We start from the raw sequence: 25,526 nt of genomic DNA on the forward strand, positions 1-25,526 counted from the left end.
GCCTCGTTTAATACTGCCAACGGGAACCCATATATACCCGCAGACTTATAGGCTAATTGCTTCGGCGCGACCCGGAGGTTGTCATATGGAAGAGCAGAAACGATGTAGCAGCGGCGCATGAGCCCCTCTCGCGCCTCACACCTACCGCGCATTCGGTCCATTTTCTTCTAGAACTAACTGCTAAGGAGCACACCATGTCCAACGTCTATACTTCCATCGACCAGCTTATCGGCCACACTCCCCTGCTCGAGCTCACTCACTTTGAACGCGATGAAGGCCTGCACGCACGCGTGCTCGTCAAGCTCGAGTACTTCAACCCCGCAGGATCTGTTAAAGACCGCGTTGCGAAGAGCATGATTGACGAGGCGGAGCGCGCAGGAAAGCTCGTACGCGGTGGCGACTACACCATCATCGAGCCGACTTCCGGCAACACCGGCGTGGGCATCGCCTCCGTAGCCGCTGCTCGTGGCTACAAAGTGATCATCACCATGCCCGAGACCATGTCCGTGGAGCGCCGCAAGCTCATGCAGGCATACGGAGCCGAGCTCGTGCTCACCGATGGTGCCAAGGGCATGAAGGGGGCCATCGCCAAGGCAGAGGAGCTGCAGAAGGAGACTCCCAACAGCATCATCGCCGGGCAGTTCGTGAACCCGGCAAATCCGGCCATCCACAAGGCAACGACCGGTCCGGAGATCTGGACCGATACCGATGGCGACGTTGATGTCTTTGTTGCCGGCGTGGGCACCGGTGGCACCGTGACCGGCGTGGGCGAGTACCTCAAGGAGCAAAACCCCAACGTGAAGGTTGTTGCCGTCGAGCCCGCTTCTTCGCCCGTGCTCTCCAAAGGCCAGGCGGGTCCGCACAAGATTCAGGGCATCGGCGCAGGCTTTGTGCCCGACGTCTTGGATACCCAGGTCTATGACGAAATCATCACGGTCGAAAACGACGACGCCTTTGCCACGGGCCGCGCCGTCGGCTACAAGGAAGGCGTGCTTGTAGGTATCTCCTCCGGCGCCGCCGTATGGGCAGCGATCCAGCTTGCCAAGCGCCCCGAGAACGAGGGTAAGACGATTGTGGCACTTCTTGCCGATACCGGCGAGCGCTATCTCTCCACGGCTCTGTTCGCCTAAAAACCGAGGCGCGGAAGTCTGCCTACATCGGTGTCGATTGTTGTCGGCGCCCCTCTGCAGGCGGGCAAAATCGAACGCGGCGCACGCAAACGATATCGTGCGACGCATGCAGTACAATCGGAAAGATCAGCGGCGCGGGACAGGATGTGCCCCGCGCCGTTTTAATGCCGTTCAGACTCGAACGGCATCACGTAAGGAGCACAGATGTCCAAAGGGCGCGTACTTGTTGCCATGAGCGGCGGAGTCGATTCGAGCGTAACCGCCTATCTACTCAAACAGCAGGGATATGAATGCGCAGGCGTGACCATGCGTCTCACCTGCCCTGCACCCGACCCCGCAACGGGCATCAGCAAAGTCGACCGCGACATCGCCGATGCAAAAGCCGTTGCCACCCGCATCGGCATCCCCCATCGCGTGCTCGATCTTCAAGAAACCTTTGAGAAGAGCGTCATCGATCGTTTCGTTACCGCTTATCAGACGGGACTCACGCCCAACCCGTGCATCATCTGCAATCGACGCATCAAATTTGGAGCGCTACTCGACGCCGCGCTCGACATGGATTGCGACTATATCGCCACGGGCCATTTTGCAAAAACAGATCAGGCGCCCGACGGCACTTGGCAGCTTCACCGCGGAGAAGACCCCAAAAAGGACCAGAGTTACTTTCTCTATTCGCTCACCCAAGAGCGCCTGGCTCGCACGATCTTTCCGCTGGCGGGCATGAATAAAGAACGCGACGTGCGCCGCATTGCCGCCGAGCAGGGTTTTGCCAACGCAAAGAAAGCCGAGAGCGAGGATATCTGCTTTATCCCCGATGGCGACTACGCGGGCTACATCGAACGCCGATGTGGGCACGCAGCGGAGCCGGGCGACATCGTATGGCGCGACGGTACCGTGGTCGGACGTCACAACGGTGCGCTGCGCTACACGATCGGCCAGCGCAAGGGACTTGGCGTGGCGATGGCGCATCCCGTCTACGTCACCGGCGTGGACGCAGCAAGCAATACCGTGCACTTGGGCGAGCTCGAGGACCTGACGGTCGGTGCCCTGCTCGCGAACGATTGGATCTGGAGCGCACCGGAAGACCGCATGGAAGTCGAGCTTTCCGCCGGCGGTATTCGCGTGCGTGCTAAATACCGCTATCGTCAGGCGGACCAGCCGGCAACGATCACGCGTCAGGCCAACGGACAGATGAAGATCGTCTTCGATGCACCCCAGCACGCCGTCGCCCCAGGCCAAGCCGTTGTCATCTATCGGGGCGATGTCGTTCTTGGCGGTGGAACCGTGACTGCTGCCCTCAAGGAGTAGCACGACGACGCGTGCATTAACGCAGAGCGCTCGTCGCACTCATTAGGAAAACGCCGAGGCGAGCATTGCGGCCCGTCTCGGCGTTTTAATGCATCAAAGGGCAATCGCCTTTTTGCTACTCCCCTACGTATGCACGCAGCAGCTCGTAGGTGTTGCGCACGCCATCCATGTGCGAGCGCTCGTAATTGTGGCTTGCATACACGCCAGGACCGATAAGACCATGGCGAATATCGTAGCCAGCGCGAAGCGTCGCCTCGACGTCGGAGCCATAATGCGGATAAACATCGATAGCGTAGCCCAGGGACAGCCGCTTGGCCGTATCGGCAAGGGCGCTCACCAGCTCGTAGTTGTAGGGACCACCCGAATCCTTGGCGCAGATAGAAACCATGCGCTCGGTGCAGCCCAGGTCGTCGCCCACACAGCCCATGTCAACGCTGATCATCTCGCACGTGTCGGCAGGAACAAATGCCCCGCCATGGCCAACCTCCTCGTACACGGTAAAGAGCAGCGAGACCTTACGGGCGAGCTTCACCTCGCCGGCGGCAACCGCCCGAGCCAGGCCCAACAAAACCGAGGCGGAAAGCTTATCGTCCAAAAAGCGACTCTTGATGTAGCCGCTCTTGGCGATCACGGTACGAGGATCCATAGCGATGATGTCGCCGGTCTGGATACCCAAGCCCGCCACGTCGTCCTTGGTGTCAACGTTCTCGTCAAGCAGGATCTCCATATTCTTCTCGATCGTCTCGACTTTTTCGTCTGCAACGTGAGAAGAAGGCTCGGTATTTAGGACCACACCCGTGTAAACGCGACCGTCGCGCGTGTGAACGGTGCAGTTTTCGCCATCTGCCGTGGACCACTGATGTCCGCCAAGAGTCGTCGGGCGCAGGCGGCCATTGTCCTTGATGGAACGGACCATGGCTCCAAGCGTGTCCACATGGCTTGCAAGCACAAGAGGCTCGCCCTCGCCGCCCAGGCACACAAGCACGTTGCCTTTTGTCGAGCGTTCGGGCGTAAAGCCCATCTCCTTGAGGGTCTTCATTACATAATCGGTCACCGCGCGCGTAAATCCCGTAGGACTAGGGATGGAAGTGAGGGCTTTGAGCTGCTCTCCGATGTAATCGAGCGTGTCGGTCATTTTCTCTCCTTAGGATCGATGCCTTAAATGTGGTCGAAATATGAAAATGTGACAAAATAAACCTGTCTACTTTTTGTCACACTCTAGGGGCATTGAGGGGCGCGGCGGGTATCCCCTTTGCCGTAATCGATGGTTACGGATTTGACACTCTCAACGTCGCCGCCCGTGAGGCGCCATTCGGTAAGCAAGATATCCATGGTCATAGGACCGTCTTGCACCTTGAGCGTAACCGTAAGCTCGTCGCCGTCCTGCTCGACCGATTCGATCTCTTGCTCAGGGATCGAGGAGCCCAAAAGCTGAAGCTGGATGTAGCCGTCACGGGACGCCCAGCCCTCTTCTGGCTGAGCCACTTCGTCATCACCCGCGGCCTTCGTCGCAAGAATGTCGAGCGAATCGTCCTGCTCAGCAGTCCACGAGACATCCTGTCCGGATAGTACATGATGTGCAACCAGGGCAACTGCGCCAAGAGCAACAATGCAACCGAGGCAGATCGCCACCTTTGTGGCAAAACGGGGTTTTGTCATATCGGGCTCCTTCCCGGTCGGTTTTCTCCATAGTACACAAGACGCGCGACAAACAGAAAAATGCCGGAAAGGGACGAACCCTCTCCGGCATATATAGCATCACTCAATAAAGACGCGCGGCTAGGCTGCCGGGCAGATCTTCTTGAAGAGCTCAATGACGTCGTCGAGCGTGGCCTCGCGGGGGTTGCCCGGGAAGCAGGCGTCGGCCATGGCGTCCTTGGCCAGGACCTCGATCTCGTCGGCCCTCATGGCCTCGCAGACGTGCGGGATGTTCACGTCGGCGGAGAGCTGCTTGACGGCGGCGATGGCGGCATCGGCGGCCTCGTCGGTGCTCATGCCCGTGGTGTCGACGCCCATGGCGATGGCGACCTTGGCCAGGCGCTCGGCGCAAACCGGCTTGTTGAACTCCATGGCGATCGGCAGCAGCATGGCGCAGGCGACGCCGTGCGGGGTGTCGTAGTGGGCGGACAGGGTGTGAGCCATGGCGTGGTCGATGCCCAGGCCGACGTTGGAGAAGCCCATGCCGGCGACGTACTGGCCGAGAGCCATGCCCTCGCGGCCGGAGCCGGGCTGACCGGACTTGGCCTCGGCGACGGAGTCGCGCAGGTTCTCGCTGATCAGCTTGATGGCCTCGAAGTGGAACATGTCGGAGAGCTCCCAGGCGCCCTTGGTGGTGTAGCCCTCGATGGCGTGGGTGAGCGCGTCCATGCCGGTGGAGGCGGTCAGGCCGGCGGGCATGGAGGCCATCATGTCGGGGTCGACGACGGCGACCTCGGGGGCGTCGTTGGTGTCGACGCACACGAACTTGCGGACCTTCTCGGGGTCGGTGATGACGTAGTTGATGGTCACCTCGGCAGCGGTGCCGGCGGTCGTCGGCACAGCGATGGTGAACACGGCGTGGTTCTTGGTGGGCGCGACGCCCTCGAGGCTGCGCACGTCGGCGAACTCGGGGTTGTTGACGATGATGCCGATGGCCTTGGCGGTGTCCATGGAGGAGCCGCCGCCGATGGCCACGATGGAGTCGGCCCCGGCGGCCTGATAGGCCTCGACGCCGTCCTGGACGTTCTTGATGGTGGGGTTGGGCTTGATCTCGGAGTAGAGGGACCAGGCGATGCCGGCGGCGTCGAGCTCGTCGGTCACCTTAGCGGTAACGCCGAACTTCACCAGGTCGGGGTCGGAGCAGACGAAGACCTTCTTGTAGCCGCGGCGCTGGAGCTCGCCCGGGATCTCCTTGATAGCGCCGGAACCGTGGTAAGAGATGGTGTTGAGAACGAAACGGTTAGCCATATATGTGCCTCCTGGCTCCTCAATGCGGATGGACGCAGACGATGCGCCATCCCCTGACGGCACTCAATATACCCGCTCGGCAGAAACATCAAGCGATATCTTGGACAATCGGCGTTCCCAACTTGCTATCAAGGATGGTTCGGAAGATCTATTTCCGCAGGTAGAAACTCTAAAGGGCAAGCAGTTCGTATTTTGAACAATTAGTTCGTATATAGGAATATCGCTCAACGGCCCCCGCGGCGCGGTTCAAGCACAACGCCAACGACCTCGAGAGGGCAGCAAGCTACTTACTCGTCTTCCCATACGAATGTTCGCGATCGATAAACATGATGGCAAAAGCCAGCGCCAGCAAGGCTGCCGCAACCGCAATCGCGTGAAGGCCAAGATGCTCGATGCACCAGTTACCCAGCACGGCACCCAGCACAAAGCACAAAATGACGCCAAAATAGAGCACGCCGTTTTCTAGAAAGCCCCGATTGTGCGTGATGATGTAATCGTCCACGTTTTGCAGCCCGGAGCGTAGATTGCCAATGCACATGGTGGTCGCGATACCCTTGCCATGGATCTTGCGAAACGACTCCACCTGCATGCCGCACGCAAATGAAGTGAGGCAGTTCGCAGGCAGGTTGAGGTCTCCAGAGATAAAGCTCACGCAAAAAAGGATGATGGCCTCGATCAATACCGTCACCTGGCGCCAGTGAAACAGGCTCGAGAAACGCTCGTGAATCAGGTCGGAAAGCATGATGCCCAAGGCAAACGAGACAACGGGAAGCAAGAATCGCAGCGCTTGGGAAAACTCTCCGAGCGAAAGATGGATTCCTACCAAAAGAATGTTGCCGGTCTGCGCATTTGCAAACACGCCTCCGCGACCGATGTAGGAATAGGCGTCCATGAAGCCGCCCGCGAGTGCCAAGATAGCACCGAGTTCGATTGATTCCGAAATCTGCTTTGCACGCTGCATAGAAAGCGTGTCCCCCAATTTGCATTATCCGACAAGCATAATGTGCCCTATCCTAACGCATCGACTGTGAAAAGCGCGTGAACGCGCGCCTGGGTAACCCAATTGGTACAATCAATCCTCAAAGGGAAAAGCGTATGAAGGATGCTCATGGCAAAGCGGGTCGAACATAAAAACAAGAAGACGGCCGAGGGCGCGACCGCGCCTCGCAAAGCAACGGCATCGTCCAAAAAGCGCACCGTTCCGCGTCCCGGACGCGAAAAGTTCCTGCCCGTCTCACGCGCCGATATGGATGCTCGTGGATGGGATGCATGCGATTTTGTCTATATTTGCGGCGACGCCTACGTTGACCACTCCAGCTTTGGCATGGCCATCATCAGCCGCATTCTCGAAGCACACGGCTATCGCGTGGGTATCATCTGCCAGCCAGACTGGAACGACCCCGAAAGCATATCGATTCTTGGCGAGCCGCGCCTGGGCTTTTTGGTGAGCGCCGGCAACATGGACTCGATGGTCAATCACTACTCCGTGACCAAGCATCGCCGCCACACAGACGCCTACACCCCGGGCGGCGAGGCGGGACGACGGCCCAACAGGGCGGTAACGGTCTATGGCAACCTCATTCGCCGCACCTACAAGAAAGCGCCCATCATCATTGGCGGCATCGAGGCAAGCCTGCGGCGCCTTGCGCACTACGACTACTGGCAGGATAAGCTCAAGCGCTCGGTATTGCTCGACTCGGGCGCCGACTTGCTCATCTACGGCATGGGCGAACACGCCATCATCGAGATTGCCGATGCCCTCGACGCCGGTCTGCCCGTCGATCAAATCACGTATGTCGACGGCACAGTCTATCGCACAAGCGGAGAAGGCGCGCTCGATGCCGTGTACGATTACCACCTACTCCCAAGCTGGGATGAGCTCAACAGCGACCGGCTCACCTACGCCAAGAGCTTTAACATCCAGCAGCAAAACATGGACCCTATCACGGGGCAACGCCTGGTAGAGCCCTACCCCAACGGTATCTTTGTAGTACAAAACCCGCCTTCGGCAACGCTGACCACGCAGGAAATGGACGAGGTGGCCGAACTCCCCTACGCGCGCCATTGGCATCCCGACTACGACAAAGCGGGCGGCATCCCCGCCTTTTCCGAAGTGCGCTTCTCTATATCGAGCAACCGCGGTTGCTTTGGCGAATGCAGCTTCTGCGCGCTCACCTTCCATCAGGGTCGCGTTTTGCAGGTGCGAAGCCACGACAGCATCATGCGCGAGGCAGAAGCGCTCACCCACGATCCCGAGTTCAAGGGATATATCAACGATGTGGGCGGCCCCACCGCCAATTTTTTCCGTCCCGCTTGCGATAAGCAACTCAAGCACGGCGTGTGCAAGAACAAGCGCTGCCTGTGGCCCAGCGTTTGCAAGAACATGGTGGTGGATGAGAGCGGCTACACGCAGCTCTTGCGCGACCTGCGCTCGATTCCCGGTATCAAGAAGGTCTTTATCCGAAGCGGCATTCGCTTTGACTACACCATGGCCGACGCCTCGGATGAATTTATGCTCGAGCTGCTGCAGCATCACGTCTCCGGCCAGCTGCGCCTAGCGCCAGAACATGTAAGCGATGCCGTGCTCAGCGTAATGGGTAAACCCAGTCGTGCCGTCTATGACGCCTTCTGCCGCCGCTTTGACAAGATCAACAAACAATACGGACTCAATCAGTTTGTGGTGCCCTATCTCATTAGCTCGCATCCCGGTTCGACCATGAAAGAGGCCGTGGAACTCGCCTGCGCAGTACGCGACATGGGCTATATGCCCGAGCAAGTGCAGGACTTCTACCCCACGCCGTCCACGATGTCCACCTGCATGTACTACACCGGTGTGGACCCACGCACCATGAAACCGGTCTACGTGGCGCGCGATCCTCACGAAAAAGCGATGCAGCGCGCACTCATCCAATACCGCAAGCCCGAGAACTACAAGCTCGTGCACGAAGCGCTTATTGCCGCCGGCAGGCGCGATTTGATTGGCTACGACAAGCATTGCCTTATTCGACCCGTTCCTCCGCATGAAGGCGCCGCGCCCAAGAAGGGCAGCGGCAAAGTCAAGGGTACGGGTGGAGCCAAACGCCCGCATGCCGATAGCCGCCACAAGCAAACAGGCGCGGCCTCAAAGCAGCATCGCGGGCCAGGCGGAGCCCAGCAGATGAACCGCGCGCAAAATGCAGCAGCACGCAATCGCGCAGCCCAGGGACGCCAAGGGGCCAATCGTCAAGGTCGCCGCGGTTAACGTAATTACAGGGGCAAGACCTTCGAGGGACCTTGCCCCTCTTTTGTGCCAAGCCAGAACAAAACAGTGCCAAGCACCAGCATCGCCATGAAAGCGGCAAGCTCGACTATGGGCCCAAGCAGGCCAAGTACGGTATCGATACCGCCTACGAAGTATGACGAGAAGTTAAGCACCAGGTGCAGACCGATGTTGTAGCGCATTTTTCCGCTGCGCCAAAAGACCCAGCCAAAGACAAGGCCCATCGCTCCCGCATAGATTCCCTGCACGAGATTCATATGCAGGATGCCGAAGAGCGCGGCCTGGATGAGGTTCGCAATCCAAAAGCGCGCAGGAGGAACCCGCATCGCGCTCGCGTCGCCCAAGGGAAGGCGTGCACGATGCCGGCAGGTGCGTTCACGCCAAGCATCGTGCCATTCAGGACAGACCACGCGCAGGGAAAACTCGAGCATAAGGCCACGACATGCGATTTCCTCGGAAATCGGGGCGCCCACGGCAACCACCAAAAGCGAGATGGCACTCAGTTCACTCGTCGCTCCGTCGTTCATCATCTCGTCGTAGCCTTGTTCAAGCGAGGGAAACATGGGCAACACCAGCGAGAGGATGTAGGAGATGATCATCTGCATCGCAACGCCAAGCAAGATGATGCCGGCAACGCGCATGAACGACGCGCCGCCTCGCGGAAGCCTACGGTCTCGCGCGCTCGAGAATGAGCGCGGCCGGATACGGCACCACCACCAAGGCATGGTCACGGTAAGCGTTAGCAGCTGCGCGAGCGCGAGGGCATAGACAAGGCTGGCGTCGAATACGGCCTCGACGTCTCCAGTGAAAAATCCAACAGCCCAAAGGGCCGCAAAGCCCACACCCCACACAAAGCCGACGATGAGCTGCGCGCCCTCGACGATGCCGAACACGCCAAGGCCTGCCAGTAGATATGCAACGCCGTTTTTGACGGCATCCGCGGGAGCGATTCGCGACGGCGAGACCTGCTCGCAGGAAACCGGAGTATTGAATTCGCTCATGCTTTCACCTCGGGTGAAGTGTTCCCATCCACCTCGCGCCCAAACGCTCCGGTGGGAGATATGTCAAAGGGAAACGTACCGCATCGGTTGAACGCGGCGATAAACATGCGTATTGCGTTTGACGGCGTGGTCCCCACAAGTTGGGTTGCTGCCGCGAAGGCTGCCTTTTCCTCGGGCAAAACCTTCGCGACAACTGGGGTCATTTTTTCTGCCATGTCGATTCCTTTGCGGATCGATGTGCTACGTGTGCGCGAGCATGCGGCTGGGCTTGAACTCGCGCCTGGTTCGTTTATGTCATGTTGGTATTACTTAGTATTACTATGTATTACCCCGCTGTTTAGAATAGCAAATTGAAAGAGCGTAGGCAAGGCTGAAAAAAGAAAAGGCCGCTGCCGAAATGCTTCGACAGCGGCCTTGCGATACAACATCAGCTAAAGGGGCGAATGACGGAAAGTACAAAAGGAACCGTCGCCCCCGGCAATAAAACGCGACGACTAAACCGATTGGTGGCGCTAGTGATCATCGACATCGATTGGCTCGCCACATCGCACGGCAGCAGAGGCTCGGCACAGCGTATCAAAGGCAAACGACATGCCGTCCGACGTTGGCTCGTATGGCATGGCCCGGTCTTCGCGGATGCCCAAACGGTCCGCCTCTTTGGCAACATCGATATTGGCGCCCAAAAACATGAACTCCCAGCCGCGTTCCTGTGCCGCCGAGATCATGTGTTTGACCCGAGCGTAGCTGTACTCCTTGCTCGCGTTCTCGAGGCCGTCGGTAGTGATGCAAAACAGGGTGTGCTCAGGGCGCAACTCGGGCGGCAAAATGCGCTGCACGTGCTCGTGATAATGAATCGCGCCGCCCACGGCATCAAGAAGCGCTGTACATCCGCTCGGCACGTAATCTCGCGAGGTCAACGGGGCTACGTCCTCGATGGGTACGCGACCGTGCAGCACCTGCGATTTGTGATTGAACAGCACCGTGGATACGAGGGCCTCGCCCTCCATCATCTTGTTTTGCTTAAGCAGCGCGTTGTACCCGCCGATGGTGTCGTCTGACAGGTCCCACATAGAGCCGCTTTTATCAAGGATGAATACAAGCTCGGTCAGGTTTTTCTTCATGATTGCCTCCTTAAGGTGTGCGGAGGGCCCGATGCCCGTCCGCCTATCTCAAAGATAGGAGGCGAGGTGCCGCGAGAGGTAAACCGTCAAGCGACATCGATGCGACCGTGGACGCAGAGCCACAATGGCACGGGGCACGGTGCGAGGCGCCATGTAAGGCTACATCGACCCCAAAAGCGGCTGGTCAAATGCAAAGAGCATCGCGTTGAGCTTGTAGATGTCGTAGCATTCGCGCTCGATAAAGTAGCGGACGATCACATCGAACTTCGACGACGTGGAAAGGCTAAAGCCGGCACGTTCGAGCAAGTCATTGCACTCGTCAAGCGAGAGCTCGAGCGCAATGGCGAGCGCCACCGCCGTAGCCTTGGTGGGTTTGTATCCTTGGTCTCGGCGAATCTTGCTAAAGAGCTGGCGCGACAGGTTCGCGCGCTTGTAGACCTCGACGTCAGTCAGACCGCGGGCATCGATAAGCGACAGGACCGTCTGCGAGAATGAGGCATCAAGTTTATTGAGCAACTCAGCGATCTCTGTCTCGTCAATTGCGCGCGGGGCGGCGGCGCAATTCCGACGGCGTGACGCCGCGGCGGGGGCGGCGAGGGCATGAAGGTCAAGGTCAAGGTCAAAACCGGGACCAAAGCCGAGATCGCAAGACTTCTCCGCGGCTTGCGCGCATACGGCGCTGTCGCATGCAAAAAAGGATTCCTCACCCTGGGCATCTTGAATGCACAGCGCCACCTCGTCATAACAATCGAGGCTCGCCGCAAAGGCCCGGCGATCGTATATAGCAAGCACCACATGCATGTCTCCGGCGGCGGTACCGGCCCGATCGCTCAAGAAGTACTCGATCTCCTCGCACGCCACGTTGAGGGCGGCGGCAGGAGGATAGCCGTAGATACCCGCAGAGATGAGCGGAAAGGCGACGTTTGCAACCTGCAGTCGAGCCGCCTGGTCAAGTGCCGAGCGATAAGTGCGGCGCAGTAGGCCCTCCTCGCCATGGTGGCCATCTATCCAGCGCGGCCCCACCGCATGAATAATCCAACGCGCGGGCAAATCAAAACCCCGCGTCACCATGGCACCACCCGTGGGGCACGGAGCGATCTTGCGACACGCCGCCTGCAGCTGCTCATAACCCGCGGCAGAGAAAATCGCACCGCACACGCCACTGCCTGCGATCAGCCCCTCGTTCGCAGCGTTGACAACAGCGTCAACGTCCAACCGAGCGATATCGGACCTCACGATAGAAAACGGCATGCCAGCTCTCCCCTCTAGACCCCACGATAATTAGTTAGGTACCCCATGTGACAAAATAAACCTGAGGACTTTTTGTCACGGACTAGATGACGGTAACGCGGCCCTGGTTGCCTACGATGCCACGCGTCTCGGCCAAAAGCGGGATCGACTTGGCATTCACGCGAACAGGAATCTCGGCACGCATGGTTTGACCATCCGCCTGCTCCACAAACAGCTCCACGCGGTCGCCGCCGGGGTTGGCCGCAAACACCGCAGCCAAGCGGCTCATGTTGCCCTGGCTAAAGCGATTGGAAGGAATCATTACCTCAAAGACCTTGGGTCGATTGCTCTCCTCGGTAAGCTCCAGCGGCATGACCTCCACAGCGATGATCTGATCGCCGCGGTCGCTGCGCTCGAGCTTACCGCGCACGCGAATAAACGCGTCGGAAAGCACAGCACCTGTCTCGGGGTCGGTCTCGCCATACAAAAACTCCTCGGCAGCCTCGAACACCTTGGGGAACATGATGACGCTGGCCTCGCCTTCCATGTCCTCAAGCTGCACCTTTGCCATGGCGGCGCCCTTTTTGGTGACCATCTTTTGCACGCTTGCGACCATGCCCGCAAACCAATAGGGCTTGCCCTCGGGAATCTCGACGTTGACCATGCCCTCACCTGTGGGGCTCATGCGCTCCACACCGGTATCGATCTGCGAAAGCGAGAACTCGCGCGCCTTTCCCAGCGCGTACTCAAAGGGGCGCAGCGGGTGGTCGGAAACGTAGATGCCCAAGACCTCACGCTCGAACGAGAGCTTCATATGGCGGTCCCACTCCTGGCCGTCGGGCTCGGGAACCTGAATCTCAAAGCCGGAGCCCTCCACATCGCCAAACATGTCAAAGAGCGACGTCTGCCCCGACGCACGGTCCTTTTGACGCTTAGCCGCCGAGTCGATGATATTCTCGGGGTTGTTCTTGTCCACGAACGTCATGAGCTGGCGGCGCGGATAGCCCGTCGAGTCAAAGCCGCCTGCCTTGATGAGAGCCTCGATAACGCGGCGGTTCACCTTGCTCGAATCCACACGGTCAACCAAATCGTGAAGGTTTTTGTAGGGACCGTTCTTGGTGCGCTCCTCGATAATGACCTCTGCCACGCCTTCGCCTACGCCGCGGATACCCGCGAGGCCAAAGCGCACGCCGTCCTTGGTCGCGGTGAACTCGATACCCGATTCGTTGACATCTGGCGGAAGCACGGCGATGCCGTCGTGGCGGCAGGCCGAGACGTAATGCACGATCTTCTCGGTCTTGCCGGTATAAGAGGTAAGCACGGCCGCCATGTACTCGTTGGGATAATGAGCCTTGAGCCAGGCCGTCTGCATAACGAGAATGGCGTACCCGGCAGAGTGCGACTTGTTGAAGGCGTAGGAGGCGAACTCCAAAACGTCGTCCCAAATCTTTTGCGCGGTCTCCTTCTTGTAGCCGTTTTTGACGGCGCCGTTCATCCAATGGTCGTAGGTGGTCTCGTCCGAGCCGTCCTCCCAGTGCATGACCGTAGAGGTAAGCAGCTTGATCTTCTTCTTGGCCACGGGCTTACGGATACGCGAGTCGGACTCGCCCTTGGAGAAGCCGCACATCTCGACGGAGATGAGCATAACCTGCTCCTGATAGACCATGGTGCCGTAGGTCTCGCCCAGAATGTCGTCCAGACGCGGGTCGTAGGAAACCGCCGGTTCCTTGCCATTCATACGGTTGATGTAGGAGGAGACCATGCCTGCACCAAGAGGACCCGGGCGATACAGGGCGATCAATGCCACGACGTGCTTGTACTCGGTGGGCTTCATGTTCTTGATAGTGGCGGTCATGCCGGCGGATTCGACCTGGAACACGCCGGCAGTATGGCCCGAACCCATGAGCTTGAAGATCTCGGGATCATCGAACGGAATGGTATCGGGGTCGATATCGATACCGAAGTTTGCCTTGATATTGGCTTTGGCCTTAGAGATAACGGTGAGAGTGCGAAGACCCAGGAAGTCCATCTTGAGCAGGCCCATGTCGGCAACCGTATGGCCTTCGTACTGGGTGATCTCGACGCCGCCCTTGGTATCGAGCTTCGTGGGCACGTGCTCGTTCACCGGGTCGCGGCAGATCAGAACAGCGCAGGCATGCACGCCCTCGCCGCGCGTGAGGCCCTCGATGGAAAGCGCCGTGTCGATGATGCGACGCGCGTCCTCGTCGTTCTTGTAGGCATCGGCAAAATCGGGGTTGTAGAGCTCCTCTTTACCCGGCTGCTGCTCAAGTACCTGGCGCAGTTTGGTGGAGGGGTCGCTCGACACCATCTTGGACAGGCGCTGGCCCACGTACACGGGGTAATCGAGCACGCGGGCAGAGTCGTTGATAGCTTGCTTTGCCTTGATGGTCGAGTAGGTGATGACGTGGGTGACCTTCTCGGGACCGTAGAGCTGACGCACGTGCTCCACGACCTCGAGGCGACGCTCATCGTCGAAGTCCATATCGATATCGGGCATCTCGGTACGCTGCGGGGACAGGAACCTCTCGAACATCAGGCCGTTCTCCAACGGGTCAAACGAGGTGATGTTCATGGCGTAGGCAACGATGGCGCCTGCGGCCGAGCCACGGCCCGGGCCAACGCCGATGCCGTTTTCCTTGGCCCATTTAACGTACTCGGCAACGATCAGGAAGTAGGCGGCAAAGCCCTTGTCGCAGATAACCTTGTATTCGTATTCGAAGCGCTCCTTGATAGACACGCCATTGATGGAGCGCGTCTCCCAATCCTCGCCGTAATACTTGCGCAGGCCCTTCTCGCACTCACGGCGAAACTGGCTCTCGTGCGTCTCACCCGGGTCGAGCAGCGGGAAGCGCGGCAGGATGATGGAATCCCAGTCAAGCTCAACGTCGCACTTCTCGGCGATCTCGAGCGTGTTGTCGATAGCCTCTTGGCAATACGGGAAGAGCGCGCGCATCTCTTCCTCGGTCTTCATGTAAAACTCAGAGCCCGTCATGCGAATGCGGTTGGGGTCGTCGATTTTGGAGCCCGTGCCAATGCACATCATCACGTCCTGGATGGGAGCATCCTCGCGCGTGAGGTAATGGAAGTCGTTGGTGGCGATGACCTTCACACCGATCTGCTGCGCGATCTCGATGAGATGATGAGACAGCTGCTCGTCGGTCATGCCGTTGTCGGTGGTGATGCCGTGCTCCTGGATCTCGATGTAAAAATCGCCGGGGTCGAAGAGGTCGCGCAGGGTTGTTGCCCACGATACGGCGCCGGCCATGTCGCCTCGGTCGATGTAGCGCGGGATGATGCCCGCGATACAGGCGGAGCTGCAGATAAGGCCCTTTGCATGGCGGCGCAGATTGTCCAGGGTCACGCGCGGCTTGTAGTAAAAGCCCTGCACAGCGGCCTCGGAGACCGTCTGCATCAGGTTGACGTAGCCCTCTTGGTTCTTGGCGAGCAAAATCATGTGGTAGAGCTCGGGCTTGCGATCGCGCGCAAGGGTGTCGTCGGGAGTGAAATAGACCTCGCAGCCAAAGATGGGCTTGATGACGGGCGCGGGCTTGAGCTCGTCGATGTTACCTTGCTTATCCCACAGCTCCATATCCTTGTGGTACTGCTCCCAGCCCTGAGGGTTCTCCTCGCGGTTGGGCTCCTCCAGCTCATCGCGACGGCCCTTCTCCAAGAAGGCCTTGTCGTGGCTCCACACCTTGTAATCGGGCGCGTTATGGTTCACCGCATCGCAGGCGAGCGCCAGATCGGGAACGCCGTACATGTAGCCGTGGTCGGTGATGGCAACGGCGGGCATGCCCAGGTCGACGGCGCGCTTCACCATGTCTGAGATGCGCGTTGCCCCGTCGAGCATCGAGTACTCGGTATGGTTATGAAGGTGAACGAAGGCCATGTGAAGCAACTCCCTGATATGCGCGGTGGCAAGCGTATGTGCGTGATTTCTCTGCTCGAAGCATTCTACCGCACGCCCCAGACACGCACCGAGCCGCCCGTGCCACCCCAGAAAGCCCCATAGTTTGTTCGACTCGAAGAAAGCCTATGGCGCGCCGCTGCGACCGCCGTGGCGCCCACGGTAGCGCCGTATAATGGCCCCAGCACACACGACCTTGCAGGAGGAACCTTGAAAGTCATCGTCTACACCGACGGCGCCTCGCGCGGCAACCCCGGACACGGAGGCTACGGCGCCGTACTGCGCTACACCTCCCCTTCCGGCAAGGAGCACGTGCTCGAGCTCTCTTGCGGCTACGAGCGCACCACCAACAACCGCATGGAACTCATGGGCGTCATCGCCGCGCTCGAGGCCCTCAAGCGCCCCTGCGAGGTAGAGCTGCACTCCGACTCGCAGTACGTGGTGAACGCCTTTAACAAAAACTGGATTGCCGGCTGGCAGGCGCGCGGATGGAAGACCGCGGCCAAAAAACCGGTGAAGAACCCCGATCTTTGGAAACGCCTGATCGCAGCCAAGGAGCCGCATGACGTTACCTTCCTGTGGGTCAAGGGACATGCGGGCCACAAGTATAACGAGCGCTGCGACGAGCTCGCCACCGTCGCTGCCGATAAAGGACCGCGCATCGTCGATACCGGCTTTGTAGAGGGCGACACAGACTGACGCAACGCCCCCGCCGTGCCTTGCGTGGTATCATGGGAACAAACTTCGCCGAACCACAGGAGGCGCAATATGCTTCGCATCGCGACCATCGGAACGAGCCCCATCACCGAGAACTTCATCGAGGCGCTGGGCGCAAACGACCGTGCCGCCTTTGTTGGCGCGCAGTCGCGCGATGCCGAGCGCGCGCACGCCTTCACGCAGAAGCACGGCGGCGAGCGAGGCTATGCATCGGTGGAAGAGCTCGCCGCGGACCCTGCAATCGACGCGGTCTACATCGGCAGCCCCAATGCCTGTCATGCACCTCAGGCGCTTGCACTCATCAGCGCCGGCAAGCACGTGCTGGTAGAGAAATCCTTCTGCTCAAACCGCCGCGAGGCCCAAGAGGTCTTCGACGCCGCCGAGCGTGCGAACGTTGTTGCGCTCGAGGCGATGCGCCCCCTGCATGATCCGGCCTATTATCAGTTTAAGGACGCCCTCGAGCAGATCGGGCGCATCCAGCGCGCCACCATCCGCTTTGGTAAGTACTCCTCGCGCTACGACGATATCCTCGCGCATCGTCACACCAACATCTTTGACTGCAATATGGCATCTGGCGGCCTTATGGATATGGGCGTCTACAGCGTGGAGCCCATGATCGACCTTTTGGGCGCACCCGAGACCATCGCCTTCGCCCCCATTTTCATCGATGCGCAAGCCCAAGACATCACCCACGGTCCCATCGACGCTGCGGGAACCATCATGTGCACCTACCCGGGCGCCGTGGCGACACTCCACTATTCCAAGTTCACGCAGGACTTCTCGCCCGTGCAGATTGAGGGCGAACGCGGCACCATCACGCTCGATTCCATCTCCATGCCCAGCCATATGCGCATCGATATGATGGGCGTGGCCGTACGCATGGCAGCCAGGACCCGTGCGAGCTCAGGCAGCACCGAAGAAATGGACCTGCCGCAGACGGATAACAGCATGTGCTACGAACTTGCCGATTTCATCCATGCGGTGGAGCAGACGCAGGCAGGCACGCCGGCTTTTGAGGCGACATGCGGGGCCCACGGCACCATGGCGCATTTCCGCGACCTCACCCTTGCCACCATGGACGTGATGGACCGGGCTCGCGCACAGGCAGGTATCGTCTTTCCCGCAGACCGCACGGGCACCCAAGCCTAAGCGCAAGCACCCATCGCCTGCGAAGGAGAGATTCGCCATGAAGTTCCTCAGCAAATTCCGCCGCTTGACCGGACCGGACGGCAGCAAGAAAATCGCCCGCAGCGCACTTGAATGCGAACTTACGCAAAAGCTGCGCGAACGCGGCGCTGCGGGCGACTTCTCTCCCGTTCGCTGGGGCCTGCACTATACGGGTACGGTTCAAGGTGTCGGTTTTCGCTGGACCACGCAAAACATCGCACGCGAGCGCCATCTCACCGGTTGGGTGATCAACCGAGAGGACGGATCGGTAGATATGGAGCTGCAGGGGCCGAGCGTGCAGATATCGGCACTGATGGACGACCTGCAAGACTGCTATGCCGGCTGGGGCGCGAACATCTGTCTTTCTGCCGCGCACGAGCTTAAGCTTGAAGATACCGAAGGCTCCTTTGAGGTGCGCTTCTAGCCTCACCGCCACCTAAAAAGTTATTAGGAATCAATCGCAATTATTTGATATAGTTGCCATAGTTAACCATGCACGGGTAAGGAGGCGGCACCGCATGCAACGCAGAAACACCAAACAGCGCACGCTGATCTTGGACATCGTTCGCGCCCACGGCGACCACCCCACCGCCGAGGATATCTACCGCAACGTTCACGAGCAAAATCCCAAGGTGAGCCGCGGCACCGTATATCGCAACCTCAACCTACTAGAAAAGACGGGCGATATCATCAGTATCGAAGTGCCGGGCGGCAATCGCTTTGACCGTCGCTGCGACCCGCACGCGCACGTGATCTGCTGCAGCTGCGGCGCCGTCTGCGACGCCATGGTAGAGCATGACCACACGCTCGATGGCATGGTCGAGAGGCAAACGGGCTACATAATCACGCGGCACGAGACCCTTTTCTACGGCATCTGCCCCAGCTGCCAGGAGAAGAAAGTCCAAAACGAGGATGCCCAAGCATCCGCCTAGGCAAATCCCTAGATAAGGCCAAAGTGCTTGCAGGCGTTCCAGATGCCGTCGTTATCCATGTCGTCGGTCACATAATCCGCGCGCTCACGCACCAGGTCCCACGCATTGCCCATGGCAACGGAGCATCCGCACTCGTCAAACATCGTTAGATCGTTCTCGCCGTCACCAAAGGCGATGGCCTCCTCGGGAGCAATGCCGTAGCGCTCGAACGTGGCGACGATCCCTGTGCCCTTGCCGCCTTCTTCCGGAATCACATCGCAAAAAAGCGGCGTCCAGCGCGTGGTGCGCACGTGAGTTGCAGCCTCGCGCACCAGATGCTCCTCGGGAGTGTCGACAATCGCGCAGAACTGATACACAGCAGCGCCCTTGAGCCGAGAGATGTTGTTTGCCTTGGTGGAAAGCCCCAGCTTAGTGGCAAAATCCTCGGTACGCGCGTTGGCACGGCTCAAGAAGCTTTCCGTGCGCGTAAGGGCATAGACGTCAAAGATCCCCGCCTCCACAGCACCAATGATGCCGTTCACGTCTTGCGGGTCGATGGGACAATCGCGATAGTCGCCCTCGTTGTCAAAGCAAAGCTGACCGTTAAAGCAGATATAGGAGTCAAAGCGGCCCTTGATGCACGGCGGCAGCTCAAACGAGCCGCGACCCGTAGCAAGAACCGTCCGGATACCGTTTGCCTGAAGCTGCGCCAGAGCCTGCTTGGTGGATTCGAGCATCTTGTGCGACGAATTAAGCAGCGTTCCATCGACATCGAAAAAGGCAGCTTTGATCATGGGGCCCGGCTTTCTTGGTTCTAGGGTTTTTCAGCCCCACATTGTAGCAAAACGGGAGTTCTGTCCCATCGGCGGGCTCTCCCCCTGGTCCCGGAATCGGGCTTCACAGGCTTCCGGGACCAGGGGGAGAGCCGCCTTGCAATCGCGGCCCGTCGGGGTTTGGTGGCGGAAGAAGGGGATGGTACGCCACGGTGACGAGGCGGCGCTGCAATCCACATCGCAAATGAAGCAGAAAATCCCATTTAGAACGGGCTAGGTGCCGTCTAAATGGGATTTTCTGCTTCATTTGGGAGAGCGGGATGCAAGGAGTAGGCCACAACGCCAAAGACTCGCCAAGGACTCGATTAGATGTGCTGGTAGACGTGCTCGACTTCGGCGATATAGAGGGTGTGATGGTCGCGCTGGGGATAGTTTTGCTCGTCTACAGATGCATCGACAAAGCATTCGGGCTTGATGGTATCGGCGTAGAGCTTGCGGCAAACAAAGACGAGGTCTGCCTGTTCATAGGTGGTGGTGCCATCTAGCTGTACCGGCGAGAAGCCGACCTCGGCGATCTTATCGCCATCGCGGCCCGACTTTGTTCCCAAGACGCTCAGCGCCTGCTTGTATTGCGAATCGAAAAAGGAAAGCGTGAAGTGGCCGTTCGCGTCGACAAACTGCTTGGTGTAGCGCTGCGGACGAATATAGATCGTCACCACGGGCTTGTTCCAGATGGTACCCATGCCGCCCCAGCTCACCGTCATGGCGTTGGACGCATCCGCGTTGCCGGCAGCCACAAGCCCCCATTCCTTGTCGAGCTTGGTAAAGGGATTGAGCGAGACCTCGCCGAGCGGAAGTTCCTTGAACGCCATGGCTATCCTCCATGTATTGAAAACGGGGCAGTACGGACGAACTCCATACTACCCCGCATGACATCAACTGATACCAAAAAGACAAGCGTTACTGTTCCGGCTCAAAATACGCAAGCGCGATGGCGCCCGGTCCTACATGAGTACCAATGGTTGCACCCACGGTATGCACCGGCAGCTCGTCGCCTGGATACGCTTCCCACAGCGCCCGGCTATCGTGAATATACTTTCGGAGCAAGGCGTCCGAAAGGCCCGCGTAGCCCAGGGCAACCGGCATGGAGAAGTCGATACCGCGGCTCGCCTCGATCTGCTGGTTGAGCAAATTGCGGCCGTTCTTGGAGCCACGCGCACGGCCGAGCATCTTGACCTCGCCGTTCTCGATGGTGATGACGGGCTTGATAGAGAGCATCTCGCCAAAAGCCCCTGCCGCAGCCGAAATACGACCGCCGCGGCGCAGGTACTCGAGGGTATCCAAAAGGCCGATGACCACAACGCGCTCACGCGCTGCCTCAACACGAGTGGCGATTTCTTCGACGCCAAGACCTTTCTTCGCCAGGCCCAGCGCATACTCAACCAAGATGCGCTCGCTCACGGTAACGTGGCCGGAGTCGACCACGCGCACGGGAGACGATGCCTCGGAGGCCGCCATGCAAGCACTCTGATACGTGCCCGAAAGCTTTGCCGAAAGCGTGATGATCAGCGGTTCGAACCCGTCGTGCTCGGCACGCTCGATCGCCTGCGCAAAGGCATAAGGGTTCACCTGACCGGTCTTGGGCAGCTCGTCGCCCTCAACCAGCAGCTCATAAAAATGCTCGTGCGAAAGGTCCACGCCATCTGCGTAGACGGTCGAGCCAAAGGTGATGGAAAGAGGCAGGACATCGAGCTGCGGATTATCCGCCCCCACGATGTCGCAGCCAGAATCGGTGATGATACGTACAGCCATGCGGCGATGCCTTCCTGCTTGGAAGGGAGCCTACCTGTCCTCGCGCGAAATCGTGCGCAGGCGCCCCAGCACGGAGCGAAGCGATGCGTACATCTGCTCGCGCTCTTCGTCACTTTGGGCGGCATACACCTCGTCGAGCACGCGAGTGATGGCGACATCGGCACCCTGTGCGCTCTTTCGACCGCGCTCGGTGAGCACCACGGCGGCACGGTAACGCGTCGTGGCACCCTGCTCTGCCTGAACCTCCACAAAGCCCTCGCGCTCCATGCGCGCGAGCGTGCGCGAGACGGCGGCGCGCGTCACGCTGGCTGCGCGCGCAAGCTCGGCTCCGGTCATGCCCTGCGGGTGCTTGCCCAAGTAGTACAGACACATGATGTCGGCACCGGTGAGCCCCAGTTTGGCGCTCTCCACGCTCTTGATGCGCGTCACCTCTTTGTTGATGGCCGCGATGAGCCCCGTAAAGTCCTCAAAGCGCGCCTCGTCCCGAGATGCCGTATCCACGTGTCCCTCCCCTAGTTCAAATTGACAGCTCACCATTGTATGACTGCGTGTTAACAGGTCAACAACTCCCACAGCAGGCACATAACCTACGCACGCGGGCCGGCGTTGCGAACGGAATCCGGCAGATGCGGATAGCGCTTCTCAAAGTTCTCGCAGAACATAGCTGCCAGCTCGTGGGCAGAAGAATCGTAGAGCGACGCGCTCTTCCAGTAGGTGCGGGGCACAAGAATGGCGTCAGGCACACCATGGCACGTCACCGGAATATCGACGTTGAAAATCTCGTCATGGATGAAATCGGCCTCCTCGATGGTCCCATCAAGTGCACGTGCTACAAGGGCGCGCGTATAGGCAAGCTCGATGCGATGGCCATGGTCAAAGTCTCCGCCTATCCAGCCGGTGTTGACCAAGTACACGCGCGTGTCGCTGCGGCGCAGGCGCTCGCCAAGCATTTCGGCATAGACCATAGGATCGAGCGGCATGAACGGCTCGCCAAAAAGCGCCGAGAACGTGGGCTGCGGTCGGGTGATACCTTGCTCCGTCCCGGGTGTCTTGGAGGTAAAGCCCGTCACAAAGTGATACATCGCCCCCTCGGGAGTAAGGCGCGAGATAGGTGGAAGTACACCAAAGGCATCGCAGGTGAGGAAGAGGACCACGTTGGGGTTGGGGCTCACGCCACGCGTCCAGGCATTGGCGATGTGCTCGATGGGATAGGCAACGCGCGTGTTTGCCGTGATGGAAAGGTCGTCGTAGTCGGGATCGCGATTCTCGTCGAGCACGACGTTTTCGGCCATGGCGCCAAAGCGGATGGCCTGGTGGATCTCGGGCTGACTGTACTCGTCCATACCGTCACATTTGGCATAGCAGCCGCCCTCGATATCAAAAACGCCCACATTGCTCCAACCGTGTTCATCGTCACCGATCAAAAGACGCGTAGGGTTGGCCGAAAGCGTTGTCTTACCCGTGCCCGAAAGGCCAAGGAACACAGCCGTGGCGTGGCTGATGGGATCCATGCTCGCCGAGCAATGCATGGGCAGCACGTTATCCTCAAGCGGCAACAGGTAGTTCATCACCGAGAAGATGCTCTTCTTGATCTCGCCCGAAAAACCGGTGCCCGCAATAACGATCATGCGCTCGGTAAAGTTGATGAGGACGGCGGCCTTGGAACGCACACCATCGCGCTCGGGGTCGCACTCATAGCCGGGCGCCACCATCACACGGAAGTCCGGCTCCTCGAAGTTCACGTGCTCGCGCACGCGCGGCCGCACAAGCATCTGCTTGATGAAAAGCGCCTGGCTCGCACGCTCGCACGCCACAAAGAACGTACGCGCATAGTTGCGGTCGGCACCGGCAAGGCCGCAGGTGATAAAGAGGTCGCGCCGAGAAAGATAGGCCGCTACGCCATCGCGTACGCGCTCGTAGACATCTTGGCTAATGGGCGCATTTGTTTGCCCCCACGCGATCTTGTCGTGAACCTCGGGCGTGTCGACGATAAAACGGTCCTTGGGCGAACGGCCCGTGTAGGCGCCCGTTTTGATAACGAGGGCGCCGTTTGACGCAAGCTCGCCCTCATCGCGACGAATGGCATGCTCTACCAGGGAAGCTACAGGAAGGTCCACATAGCGGGCGGGTTCGGCGCCAGCCGCAGCCTCCCCGGTTATGCCACATGTGGTCAAAACCTGATCGAGCGCTGCCTTCTTCATCCAAACCACCCTCTCCACGTCGCGCACGGGGCGCGTTATTGCTCAAAGTGCTCCTTTGGGTGTACTCCAAGTACGCGGCGGGCGGCACCACATCTCGGCGAGGCGCTGGCCGCGCTAGGCGAACGCATCGCATGGCCCCTCGCATGCCCAGGAGCTGCAACGCGCGCCCCAAGGCATACGCCGAATTCGCAAGACCGCGGCACATCGCACCTCGGGCAAGCCTCCTTGACATACAAAAGCAGACCCGCCCTCGATGCGCTTGCGCGCAAATCGAAGACGGGCCTGCCAAAGAAACGGTAAAACAAGCTGTACGGCTTAAAGCACCAGCCCCGCACCGGCCAGCGCAAGGATGCTCATGAGCACAAGGAAGGCAATGCCATAGGGAATGATCGCGCGCATGAGCTCGGCATCCTTTCCTACCACGCGTACCGAGGCAAGGCCAATGGCGAGAGACTGCGGAGAGAGCATCTTACCCGCCGAGACGCCCAGCATGTTAAGGGCAACCATCCAGTACGGGTCGGTGCCCAAGGCGTCCGCCGCCTGCTTTTGCACCGGGCCAAAAAGCATTGCCGAAGACGTGCCGGAACCCGTGACAAACGTGCCCACGGCACCGATCCACGGGGCGATGAACGGATACGCCGCACCCGCAACGCCAATGCAAAAAGCCGAGATGGACGAGATCATGCCCGAATAGCCCATCACCTTGGCGCAGCCAAGGACAGAGAGCATGGTGATGACCGTCGGCATCATCTGCTTGACGGTAGCGCCCAGAACCTCAAGCATCTGCGCGGGACGCGCACCCTGGATAAAGCCGCCCACGATGGCCGCAAGGAAAATCCAAATGCCCGGTGTGTTGACCCACATAAAGGAAAGCGTGCCCGGGTTCTTGCCGCTAAAGACCTGAACGCTCGAGGAAAGCGGAGCCAGTGCGGAGTTCACAAACGGCACGAGCTTCGAGGTACCCATAAGCAAGATGAAAATAAGAATGAAGCAAGACCATGCACGAAGGGCGCCGCCCAGCGTAAGCGCCTCGTGCGGCTCCACGGCAACATGGAAGCGCTTGTCGAGCTTGCCAGAGTGCTCGGCACGCATGGCAAGCAGCGCCGTAACCGCAAGCGCACAGATGGAACCCACGACCACAGAAAGCTCCGGGCCCACAAAGGCGGCAACCGCCATGGTGGGAAGCGCAAAGGCCAGACCAGCGGCAAGGGTGGGCACAACAACGCCGCGCAGGCGGTCGGCGACGCTCGCGCCCTCGACCTTACCCGCAACAAGCACGATCAAAAACGGGGCGACGATGTAGAACGGAGCAAGCTGCACCATCTGAACAAAGGCAAGATGAGCCGAGTCGAGACCCACAAGGCCCGCGAGAGAGACGGTGGGAATGCCAATGGAGCCGTACGGCGTGGGCACGCCGTTGGCAAGCAGGCACAGCAGCACGGCGGGGATGGGGGCAAAACCCAGGCCCGCAAGCATGCTCGCGGGAATCGCGACGGCGGTACCAAAGCCCGCCATGCCCTCCATAAAGCCGCCAAAGCACCAAGCGATGAGCAGCGCGAGCAGACGACGGTCGCTCGAAATGGAGGTGATCATGCCGCCGATGACATCCATGGCACCCGTCTTCACGCACAGGTTATAGGTAAAGACCGCGGCGATGATAACAAGGACGATGGGCCACAGGGCCATGAGGAAACCCTCGAGGCTTGCGGTGGCAACTTGACCGGCAGGAAGCTTCCACACTCCCAGCGCTAGCACGCACGAAAGGACAAACGATCCAATCGCGGCCTTCCAGGCCGGCCACTTAAACACGAGCAGGACAACGACGAGCCACAAAATCGGCACGAGCGCAAGCACAAAGGCCATGGCATCCATAGGTATAAACTCCCTAATGAACTTGTTTCGGCAGTACGCTGAGTGTCAGATCCGGTTCAAAAAGATCCGCCTCAAAAGGATACCGAAATAATTTCGATAGCGCCTCGAAATCATGCCTAGAAACAGAGTTAACACGTTTGAAGCGTTATA

Annotated in this window: 22 protein-coding genes; 7 read left to right on the top strand and 15 right to left on the bottom strand. The window is 59.4% G+C overall.

The features are described 5' to 3' along the window. Window positions 1–194 precede the first annotated feature (194 nt). The gene (gene cysK, locus BQ9843_RS06360) at window positions 195–1,130 is read left to right on the top strand and encodes a cysteine synthase A (RefSeq protein ID WP_075844360.1); all 936 of its coding nucleotides are present in this window, start codon (window positions 195–197) and stop codon (window positions 1,128–1,130) included. A gap of 204 nt (window positions 1,131–1,334) precedes the next feature. Beyond that, complete coding sequence (mnmA, locus tag BQ9843_RS06365) at window positions 1,335–2,438, top strand: tRNA 2-thiouridine(34) synthase MnmA (RefSeq protein ID WP_075844361.1); 1,104 nt, start codon at window positions 1,335–1,337, stop codon at window positions 2,436–2,438. A 115-nt stretch (window positions 2,439–2,553) separates the two neighbouring features. Here mnmA and BQ9843_RS06370 read toward each other — a convergent pair whose 3' ends face one another. The 4 genes from BQ9843_RS06370 to BQ9843_RS06385 all read right to left on the bottom strand — a co-directional run bounded on the left by BQ9843_RS06370 (window position 2,554) and on the right by BQ9843_RS06385 (window position 6,345). Then, complete coding sequence (locus BQ9843_RS06370) at window positions 2,554–3,573, bottom strand: M42 family metallopeptidase (RefSeq protein WP_075844362.1); 1,020 nt, start codon at window positions 3,571–3,573, stop codon at window positions 2,554–2,556. Between the two features lie 83 nt (window positions 3,574–3,656). After that, window positions 3,657–4,097, bottom strand: coding sequence for a hypothetical protein (locus BQ9843_RS06375; protein WP_075844363.1), 441 nt, complete (start codon window positions 4,095–4,097; stop codon window positions 3,657–3,659). Between the two features lie 120 nt (window positions 4,098–4,217). Further along, window positions 4,218–5,384, bottom strand: coding sequence for a lactaldehyde reductase (gene fucO / locus BQ9843_RS06380; protein ID WP_075844364.1), 1,167 nt, complete (start codon window positions 5,382–5,384; stop codon window positions 4,218–4,220). Between the two features lie 283 nt (window positions 5,385–5,667). After that, window positions 5,668–6,345, bottom strand: coding sequence for a YoaK family protein (locus tag BQ9843_RS06385; protein ID WP_195906632.1), 678 nt, complete (start codon window positions 6,343–6,345; stop codon window positions 5,668–5,670). A 147-nt stretch (window positions 6,346–6,492) separates the two neighbouring features. Between BQ9843_RS06385 and BQ9843_RS06390 the strand changes: the two genes are divergently transcribed. Then, window positions 6,493–8,625: a YgiQ family radical SAM protein gene (locus BQ9843_RS06390; protein ID WP_195906633.1), complete on the top strand. Its 2,133-nt coding sequence runs from the start codon at window positions 6,493–6,495 to the stop codon at window positions 8,623–8,625. A gap of 5 nt (window positions 8,626–8,630) precedes the next feature. On the opposite strand, the gene BQ9843_RS06395 is transcribed toward BQ9843_RS06390, so the two are convergent. From BQ9843_RS06395 to dnaE, 5 genes are all read right to left on the bottom strand, one after another. Beyond that, window positions 8,631–9,644, bottom strand: a complete 1,014-nt coding sequence (locus BQ9843_RS06395; protein WP_075844365.1) for a CPBP family intramembrane glutamic endopeptidase — start codon at window positions 9,642–9,644, stop codon at window positions 8,631–8,633. Continuing rightward, window positions 9,641–9,859, bottom strand: a complete 219-nt coding sequence (locus BQ9843_RS08880; RefSeq protein ID WP_075844366.1) for a type II toxin-antitoxin system RelB/DinJ family antitoxin — start codon at window positions 9,857–9,859, stop codon at window positions 9,641–9,643. Before BQ9843_RS08880 ends, BQ9843_RS06395 begins: the two co-directional genes overlap by 4 nt. Before the next feature lie 297 nt (window positions 9,860–10,156). Further along, window positions 10,157–10,765 (bottom strand): vWA domain-containing protein, encoded by a 609-nt coding sequence (locus BQ9843_RS06405; RefSeq protein ID WP_075844367.1) that lies wholly within the window; start codon window positions 10,763–10,765, stop codon window positions 10,157–10,159. Window positions 10,766–10,924: 159 nt separating this feature from the next. Beyond that, window positions 10,925–12,016, bottom strand: coding sequence for a macro domain-containing protein (locus tag BQ9843_RS06410; RefSeq protein ID WP_075844368.1), 1,092 nt, complete (start codon window positions 12,014–12,016; stop codon window positions 10,925–10,927). An 82-nt stretch (window positions 12,017–12,098) separates the two neighbouring features. Next, window positions 12,099–15,905 (bottom strand): DNA polymerase III subunit alpha, encoded by a 3,807-nt coding sequence (dnaE, locus tag BQ9843_RS06415; RefSeq protein ID WP_075844369.1) that lies wholly within the window; start codon window positions 15,903–15,905, stop codon window positions 12,099–12,101. Between the two features lie 228 nt (window positions 15,906–16,133). Between dnaE and rnhA the strand changes: the two genes are divergently transcribed. From rnhA to BQ9843_RS06435, 4 genes are all read left to right on the top strand, one after another. Beyond that, window positions 16,134–16,622, top strand: a complete 489-nt coding sequence (gene rnhA / locus BQ9843_RS06420) for a ribonuclease HI (RefSeq protein ID WP_075844370.1) — start codon at window positions 16,134–16,136, stop codon at window positions 16,620–16,622. Window positions 16,623–16,691: 69 nt separating this feature from the next. Then, window positions 16,692–17,789, top strand: coding sequence for a Gfo/Idh/MocA family protein (locus BQ9843_RS06425; protein ID WP_075844371.1), 1,098 nt, complete (start codon window positions 16,692–16,694; stop codon window positions 17,787–17,789). A 37-nt stretch (window positions 17,790–17,826) separates the two neighbouring features. Then, window positions 17,827–18,231, top strand: coding sequence for an acylphosphatase (locus BQ9843_RS06430; RefSeq protein WP_083647968.1), 405 nt, complete (start codon window positions 17,827–17,829; stop codon window positions 18,229–18,231). A gap of 94 nt (window positions 18,232–18,325) precedes the next feature. Beyond that, a complete protein-coding gene (locus BQ9843_RS06435) occupies window positions 18,326–18,739 on the top strand; it encodes a Fur family transcriptional regulator (protein ID WP_075844372.1) in 414 nt (137 codons plus the stop codon). Between the two features lie 8 nt (window positions 18,740–18,747). Here BQ9843_RS06435 and BQ9843_RS06440 read toward each other — a convergent pair whose 3' ends face one another. The 6 genes from BQ9843_RS06440 to BQ9843_RS06470 form a co-directional block, all read right to left on the bottom strand. Further along, window positions 18,748–19,512 carry a Cof-type HAD-IIB family hydrolase gene (locus BQ9843_RS06440; protein WP_075844373.1) on the bottom strand — a complete coding sequence of 255 codons (765 nt, stop codon included), beginning with the start codon at window positions 19,510–19,512 and terminating at the stop codon, window positions 18,748–18,750. Window positions 19,513–19,856: 344 nt separating this feature from the next. Continuing rightward, entirely contained in the window at window positions 19,857–20,363 is a 507-nt protein-coding gene (locus tag BQ9843_RS06450; RefSeq protein ID WP_075844375.1) for a flavin reductase family protein, read from the bottom strand. 88 nt (window positions 20,364–20,451) lie between these two features. Beyond that, window positions 20,452–21,303 carry a DegV family protein gene (locus BQ9843_RS06455; RefSeq protein WP_075844376.1) on the bottom strand — a complete coding sequence of 284 codons (852 nt, stop codon included), beginning with the start codon at window positions 21,301–21,303 and terminating at the stop codon, window positions 20,452–20,454. 30 nt (window positions 21,304–21,333) lie between these two features. Continuing rightward, window positions 21,334–21,804 carry a MarR family winged helix-turn-helix transcriptional regulator gene (locus BQ9843_RS06460; RefSeq protein WP_022386662.1) on the bottom strand — a complete coding sequence of 157 codons (471 nt, stop codon included), beginning with the start codon at window positions 21,802–21,804 and terminating at the stop codon, window positions 21,334–21,336. An 86-nt stretch (window positions 21,805–21,890) separates the two neighbouring features. Next, the gene (gene pckA, locus BQ9843_RS06465) at window positions 21,891–23,522 is read right to left on the bottom strand and encodes a phosphoenolpyruvate carboxykinase (ATP) (RefSeq protein ID WP_230205629.1); all 1,632 of its coding nucleotides are present in this window, start codon (window positions 23,520–23,522) and stop codon (window positions 21,891–21,893) included. A 297-nt stretch (window positions 23,523–23,819) separates the two neighbouring features. Then, on the bottom strand, window positions 23,820–25,376 hold the full coding sequence (locus tag BQ9843_RS06470; protein ID WP_075844378.1) for an L-lactate permease: 1,557 nt from the start codon (window positions 25,374–25,376) through the stop codon (window positions 23,820–23,822). Window positions 25,377–25,526: the final 150 nt, after the last annotated feature.

The sequence above is a fragment of the Collinsella bouchesdurhonensis genome (assembly GCF_900155365.1).
GTDB lineage: Bacteria > Actinomycetota > Coriobacteriia > Coriobacteriales > Coriobacteriaceae > Collinsella > Collinsella bouchesdurhonensis.